Origin of the sequence: Paraburkholderia sp. (genome assembly GCF_036488505.1) — a bacterium.
Taxonomy (GTDB): domain Bacteria; phylum Pseudomonadota; class Gammaproteobacteria; order Burkholderiales; family Burkholderiaceae; genus Paraburkholderia.
In genome coordinates this window covers 1-6,743 of sequence record NZ_DASXHN010000509.1, presented here as the reverse complement: position 1 = coordinate 6,743, position 6,743 = coordinate 1, and the positions used below count along the sequence as shown (strand labels likewise).

Below are 6,743 nucleotides of genomic sequence, written 5' to 3'. Positions count from 1 at the left end.
CGCACCACCTTCACCGCGTTCCCGAACGGCAGGCTCGCGAAATCGATGCGGTTGGTTTCCGCCAGCCGCGCCTCGGTCAGATTCTTGCGGGTCTTCGCGTCGACCAGGTCGCCGAGCATCAGGTAGTCGCCGTTTGCGTCGCTATAGACAATCTGGGTGCCGAGATTCACCTCATAGAGGCCGGCGATCGGCGACTTCGTGACGCTTTTGATCGTCACGTCCGAAAGGCGCGTTTGCAGCGTGGCTTTGAGTTTGTCGGTGGTCTGATCGGCCTGGGCCGAGCAGCCGAGCGTGACGGCAGCGATTGCCAGCGCGGCGGCGGCCATGCGGAAGGTCTTTTTCATGCTGGAGTCCTGGGTTCAGTCGGTCGCGCACCGTGCGCTTGCGTCACGTTCCGGCCGCGTAACGTTGCCGGCTTCGGCCGGCTTTGGCCTGGATCGCGACGTGAGAATCCGCCCATGATACCCGTCCCGGCCGCCGCATACCGGCCATCGGCTCTGCGCGCGGCGCCCCCAGCCGGCCCACTGCGTCATCCGAGCGCGGCCGACACTAGCCAGCGCTTGATGAACGGCTGTGCGCCGACGAACGCCATGCCGGTATTACGCACCGCCCGCGCGAGCGGCCCGGGTACCGAGAACAGCTTCTGCAGGCCGTCGGTCGCGATCATCAGCGCGCGAATGTCTTCTCGGCGCGCGCGTTCGTAGCGGCGCAGCAGCACCATGTCGCCGAGATCGCGGAACGATTCCTTGCCGGCGACCGTACTCGCGAGCGCCGCGACGTCTCGCAAGCCCAGATTCATTCCCTGCCCGGCGAGCGGGTGAATCAGATGCGCGGCTTCGCCCACCAGCGCAACGCGCGGCGCGACCAGCCGGTCTACCGTCTGCAGAGCGAGCGGAAAGCCTTGCGCGGGCGTCACGCACTCGAGTGCGCCGAACCGGCCGCCGGTCACGCGTTCCACTTCGGCCGCGAGCCGTTCGGGGTCGAGCGAAAGCAACTGCTCCGCATGCTCGGTGCGCGCCGACCAGACCAGCGACTGATGACCATCCGGCATCGGCAGCAGCGCGATGATCTCGCCGTCGCGAAACCACTGGTAGGCGGTTTCGCCGTGCGGCTTCGCCGCCTTGAAATTGGCGACCACGCCAGTCTGCTTGTAGTCGCGCCGCACCATCTTCGAGCCGATCTGGGCGCGCACCCATGAATGCGCGCCGTCGGCGCCAACCAGCAGGTCCGCTTCGAGCACGCTGCCGTTCGCGAGGCCGACGCTCGCGCTATCGGCGCTGAAATCCAGCGCTTGCGCGCGCGTGTCGATCCACGTGAGATTCGGCTGGAAGCCCAGCGCTGCATCCAGCGCGCGTTCGATCACCGACGACTCGACGATCCATGCGAGCTGCGGCACCGAGGCCTGAAATGCGGAGAAGCGGAGTTCGGCGTGCGCGTCGCCGTAGACACGCATGTCGTAGACCGGGCCGAGCCGCGCGTGATCGAGCGCTTGCCAGACCCGCAGACGCTCGAGCAACGCCTGCGAACTCGACGACAGCGCATAGACCCGCGAGTCGAACGCCGCACCGGCGGGCAGTGCCGCGCAAGGCTGCGCGAGCAGCGCGACACGCAGTCCGGCTTGCGTGAGTGCGAGCGCCGCGGTCTTGCCGACTAGCCCGCCGCCGATCACGGCGGCATCGAAGGTCTGGTGGTGTGCGTTCATGCGCGCATTATAGCCGCGGGGGTGCGACGGCCATGGTGCGGCGACTCCCCCGTGGGTGCGCGGAAATGCACCCCCGGCACCCGACGATCCGCCTGGGCTGACGGGTTACAATTGCGCTTTCCGTGAAAACTCGCACTCAATCGTCGACCCAACGCCCGATTCGGTGACTTGTCCGCTCCGCTGAGCCCGCCTTGGCGCCCCTCGCGCGACAGCCTTCGCGAGTCCGCGCACAGCGTCGAGCGCATCACGCAATTTACTGATTCACTGAAGGATTCCCATGAGCCTCAAATGCGGCATCGTCGGCTTGCCCAACGTCGGCAAGTCCACGCTCTTCAACGCACTGACCAAGGCGGGCATCGCCGCCGAAAACTATCCGTTCTGCACGATAGAACCGAACGTCGGCATCGTCGAAGTGCCGGACGCGCGACTGAAAGCCCTCGCCGAAATCGTCAAGCCGGAGCGCATCGTGCCGGCCGTGGTGGAATTCGTCGATATCGCCGGTCTGGTGGCCGGCGCGAGCAAGGGCGAGGGCCTCGGCAACCAGTTTCTCGCGAACATCCGCGAAACCGATGCGATCACGCACGTGGTGCGCTGCTTCGAAGACGAAAACGTGATTCACGTCGCGAACAAGATCGATCCGCTGTCGGATATCGAAGTGATCAACACCGAACTCGCGCTCGCCGATCTCGCGACCGTCGAAAAGGCGCTCGCGCGCTATTCGAAAGCGGCCAAGTCGGGCAACGATAAAGAAGCGGCAAAGAACGCCGCGGTGCTGGAAAAGGCCCGCGCGCAGCTCGACCAGGCCAGGCCAGTCCGCGCACTCGATCTGACGGACGACGAAAAGGCCACGCTCAAGCCGTTCTGCCTGATTACCGCGAAGCCGACGATGTACGTCGCCAACGTGAAGGAAGACGGCTTCCAGAACAACCCGCACCTGGACGCGGTCACGAAGTTCGCGGCAACCGAAAACGCGCCGGTGGTGGCGGTATGCGCGGCGGTCGAAGCGGAAATCGCCGACCTCGACGAAGCCGACATGGACGTGTTCCTCGCCGACATGGGCATGGACGAGCCGGGCCTGAACCGCGTGATCCGCGCCGGCTTCAAGCTGCTCGGCCTGCACACGTATTTCACGGCCGGCGTGAAGGAAGTGCGCGCCTGGACGATCCATATCGGCGACACCGCACCGAAGGCAGCCGGCGCGATCCACACCGACTTCGAGCGCGGCTTCATCCGCGCGCAGACGATCAGCTTCGACGACTACATCGCCTACAAAGGCGAACACGGCGCGAAGGAAGCCGGCAAGATGCGGGCGGAAGGCAAGGAATACGTCGTGCACGACGGCGACGTGATGAACTTTCTGTTCAACGTGTAACGAAGCACAAGGCCACGGGAACCTAAAAGCGTGCACCCCGCGCACCGTTTGCGCTTCCCGCGGCGATGCATTTTCGGAAAGCCCGCTTCAGCGCGGGCTTTTTCATTGCGGCACCGCATCGGGAGGCGACGCCGGTCGATCCCGCGCCATCGCTGCCCCGAAGTCCAGCACTGCGCCGGCCACGCCGGCCACTTCTGAGCCCAAGTCCCGCCGGGCCTAGCCTGCCCCGATTATTTCCGTTTCATGACAGCCGATGTTAAATTGCGGCTTCCGGTGCCGCCACGCGCGGGCCGGGCTGCGTCGCCGTCGACGCCGAAATGTCATCGAACACAAATAGAATCGCGCGACTCGCATCCGCGCCCCTCCATCCGGCACAGGATCGGACAAAGCGCTCAAGCCCTCGCGCCAATCGACACAGGAGATAAATCGATGAACCACAAGCCGCTGTTCCGTTCGCTTGCCGTCGCTGCCGTATTGAGCGCCGGCGTCAGCCAGGCGGCGCAAGCCGCGACCGAGATCCAGTTCTGGCATGCGATGGAAGCCGCGCTCGGCGAACGTCTGAACGACATCGCGAACGACTTCAACAAATCACAAAGCGACTACAAGATCGAGCCGGTGTTCAAGGGCACCTACGACCAGACGCTCGCTGCCGGCATCGCGGCCTATCGCAGCGGCAACGCACCGGCGATCCTGCAGGTCTACGAAGTCGGCACCGCGACGATGATGCAGGCGAAAAAAGCGATCGTCCCGGTCACCGAGGTGTTCAGGAACGCCGGCGTGCCGCTCGACCAGAGGGCCTTCGTGCCGACCATCGCGAGCTATTACAGCGACTCGAAAACCGGCGAACTGATCTCGATGCCGTTCAACAGCTCGACGCCGGTGCTCTACTACAACAAGGACGCGTTCAAGAAGGCCGGGCTCGATCCGAACCAGCCGCCGAAAACCTGGGCCGAACTGCATGCCGATGCACAGAAGCTGAAGGCCTCGGGTATGTCGTGCGGCTACTCGTCTGGCTGGCAGAGCTGGATTCAGCTCGAGAACTACAGCGCGTGGCATGCGGCGCCGTTCGCAACGAAAAACAACGGCTTCGACGGCCTCGACGCGCAGCTCGAATTCAACAAGCCGCTGCAGGTCGCGCATATCCAGTTTCTGCAAAGCATGGTGAAGGACGGCACCTTCACCTATGTCGGCCGCAAGGACGAACCGGTGTCGAAGTTCTATAGCGGCGACTGCGGGATCATCACGAACTCGTCGGGCTCGCTCGCGACGATCAAGAAATACGCGAAGTTCAACTTCGGCACCGGCATGATGCCGTACGACGACAGCGTGAAGGGCGCGCCGCAGAACGCGATCATCGGTGGCGCCAGCCTGTGGGTATTGTCGGGCAAGGATCCGGCCGTCTACAAGGGCGTCGCGAAGTTCCTCGCGTATCTGGCCACGCCGGCGGTCGCCGCGAAATGGCATCAGGACACCGGCTATCTGCCGATCACGACCGCCGCCTACGACCTGACGCGCCAGCAGGGCTTCTACGACAAGAACCCCGGCAGCGACACCGCGATCCGTCAGATGCTCAACAAGCCGCCTCTGCCGTTCACGAAGGGCCTGCGTCTGGGCAACATGCCGCAGATCCGCACGGTGATAGATGAAGAACTCGAACAGGTGTGGGCCGACAAGAAGACGCCGCAACAGGCGCTCGACTCGTCAGTCACGCGCGGTGACGAGTTGCTGCGCCGCTTCGAAAAAGCGGGCAGCTAAGGGCTAGCCAGGCAGTCCGGGTTTGCGGCGCGAGCGCGCCGCAAACCGCAGTCGCAGCACATCTTGGGAATTCTCGATGGAAAAGCGCTCCAGCTTCGGCACCAGCGTCCTGCCCTACCTGCTTGTCGCGCCGCAACTGATCATCACGCTGTTGTTCTTTCTGTGGCCGGCCGGCGAGGCGCTGTGGCAATCGACGCAAAGCCAGGACGCGTTCGGGACGTCCAGCCAGTTCGTCGGACTGGCGAACTTCAAGCAACTCTTCGCGGACCCGCTCTATCTGTCGTCGTTCAACACGACGATGATTTTTTGCGCGCTCGTCACGGTATCGGGCCTCGTGATCTCGCTGCTGCTCGCAGTCTGTGCCGATCGCGTGACGCGCGCGAAGAAAGCCTATCAAACGCTGCTGATCTGGCCGTACGCGGTCGCGCCGGCGATCGCCGCGGTGCTGTGGTCGTTTCTATTCAACCCGAGTATCGGCCTCGTCACGTATGCGCTGGCCAAACACGGCATCGTGTGGAATCACGCGTTGAACGCGGGCCAGGCGATGTTTCTGGTCGTGCTCGCGTCGGTGTGGCAACAGGTCAGCTATAACTTTCTGTTCTTCTACGCGGGCCTGCAGGCGATTCCGCGCTCACTGATCGAAGCGGCCGCGATCGATGGCGCCGGTCCGGTGCGGCGCTTCTTCGGCATCGCGCTGCCGCTGTTGTCGCCGACCACGTTTTTCCTGCTGGTGATCAACGTGACCTACGCTTTCTTCGACACCTTCCCGGTGATCGACGCCGCGACCGGCGGCGGCCCCGGCCAGGCTACCCGCACGCTGATTTACAAGATCTTCGCAGAAGGCTTTCAAGGCCTCGACATCGGCAGCTCCGGCGCGCAGTCGGTCGTGCTGATGCTGATCGTGGTCGCGCTGACCGTCGTGCAATTCCGCTTCATCGAACGCAGGGTTCAATACTCATGATCGAGAACCGACGCGGTTTCGACCTGTTCTGCCACGTGGTGCTGCTGATAGGCGTCGCACTGGTGGTGTTTCCGGTGTACGTCGCGTTCTGCGCGGCGACGATGAGCGAGCACCAGGTCTTCACGGTGCCGCTGTCGCTCGTGCCGAGCACGCATCTGTTGCAGAACATCGCAACGGTGTGGACGCACGGCACCGGCAATGCGGCCGCGCCGTTCAACCGGATGCTGTTCAACAGTCTGGTGATGGCGCTCGCGATCGCGATCGGCAAGATCGCCGTGTCGATGATCTCCGCGTATGCGATCGTGTTTTTCCGCTTCCCGTTTCGCACGCTCGCGTTCTGGCTGATTTTCATCACGCTGATGCTGCCCGTCGAAGTGCGTATTTTCCCGACCGTGCAAGTCGTGTCGTCGATGCATCTGAGCAATACGTACACCGGTTTGACACTGCCGTTGATCGCCTCGGCCACCGCGACGTTTCTGTTCCGCCAGTTCTTCAAGACGCTGCCGGACGAATTGATGGAAGCCGCGCGCATCGACGGCGCGGGCGCGCTGCGTTTCTTCTGGGACGTCGTACTGCCGCTGTCGCGCACCACGATGGCGGCGCTCTTCGTGATCACCTTCATTTACGGCTGGAACCAGTACCTGTGGCCGATTCTGATTACCAGCCAGCAATCGTTGACCACCGCCGTGATCGGCATCAAAGGGATGATCGCGTCCGGCGACACCGCGACCGAATGGCATCTCGTGATGACGGCGACGCTACTCGCGATGCTGCCGCCGCTCGCGGTGGTGCTGACGATGCAGCGCTGGTTCGTGCGCGGACTCGTGGATTCGGAAAAGTAATTCGGCAAGCACACAAAGAAGGCTGAAACCGCATGGCTGCATTGACTCTGCAACGCGTTAAAAAGACCTACGACGGCAAACAGTTCGTGTTGCACGGCATCGACGTGGACG

At 63.5% G+C, this 6,743-nt stretch carries 6 protein-coding genes; 4 read left to right on the top strand and 2 right to left on the bottom strand.

The features are described 5' to 3' along the window. Together VGH68_RS28985 and VGH68_RS28980 are read right to left on the bottom strand one after the other, a co-directional pair. The coding region (locus tag VGH68_RS28985) for a disulfide isomerase DsbC N-terminal domain-containing protein (protein ID WP_331607175.1) at positions 1–344 on the bottom strand (344 nt) is incomplete at its 3' end. A gap of 185 nt (positions 345–529) precedes the next feature. Continuing rightward, the gene (locus VGH68_RS28980) at positions 530–1,702 is read right to left on the bottom strand and encodes a UbiH/UbiF family hydroxylase (protein WP_331607174.1); all 1,173 of its coding nucleotides are present in this window, start codon (positions 1,700–1,702) and stop codon (positions 530–532) included. Positions 1,703–1,979: 277 nt separating this feature from the next. On the opposite strand from VGH68_RS28980, the gene ychF reads away from it, so the two are divergent. The 4 genes from ychF to ugpE all read left to right on the top strand — a co-directional run bounded on the left by ychF (position 1,980) and on the right by ugpE (position 6,632). Continuing rightward, positions 1,980–3,074, top strand: a complete 1,095-nt coding sequence (gene ychF / locus VGH68_RS28975; protein ID WP_331607173.1) for a redox-regulated ATPase YchF — start codon at positions 1,980–1,982, stop codon at positions 3,072–3,074. 429 nt (positions 3,075–3,503) lie between these two features. Next, a complete protein-coding gene (ugpB, locus tag VGH68_RS28970; protein WP_331607172.1) occupies positions 3,504–4,829 on the top strand; it encodes a sn-glycerol-3-phosphate ABC transporter substrate-binding protein UgpB in 1,326 nt (441 codons plus the stop codon). A 76-nt stretch (positions 4,830–4,905) separates the two neighbouring features. Next, positions 4,906–5,790, top strand: a complete 885-nt coding sequence (ugpA, locus tag VGH68_RS28965) for a sn-glycerol-3-phosphate ABC transporter permease UgpA (protein ID WP_331607171.1) — start codon at positions 4,906–4,908, stop codon at positions 5,788–5,790. Continuing rightward, entirely contained in the window at positions 5,787–6,632 is an 846-nt protein-coding gene (ugpE, locus tag VGH68_RS28960) for a sn-glycerol-3-phosphate ABC transporter permease UgpE (RefSeq protein ID WP_331607170.1), read from the top strand. Before ugpA ends, ugpE begins: the two co-directional genes overlap by 4 nt. The last annotated feature ends 111 nt before the right edge of the window (positions 6,633–6,743 follow it).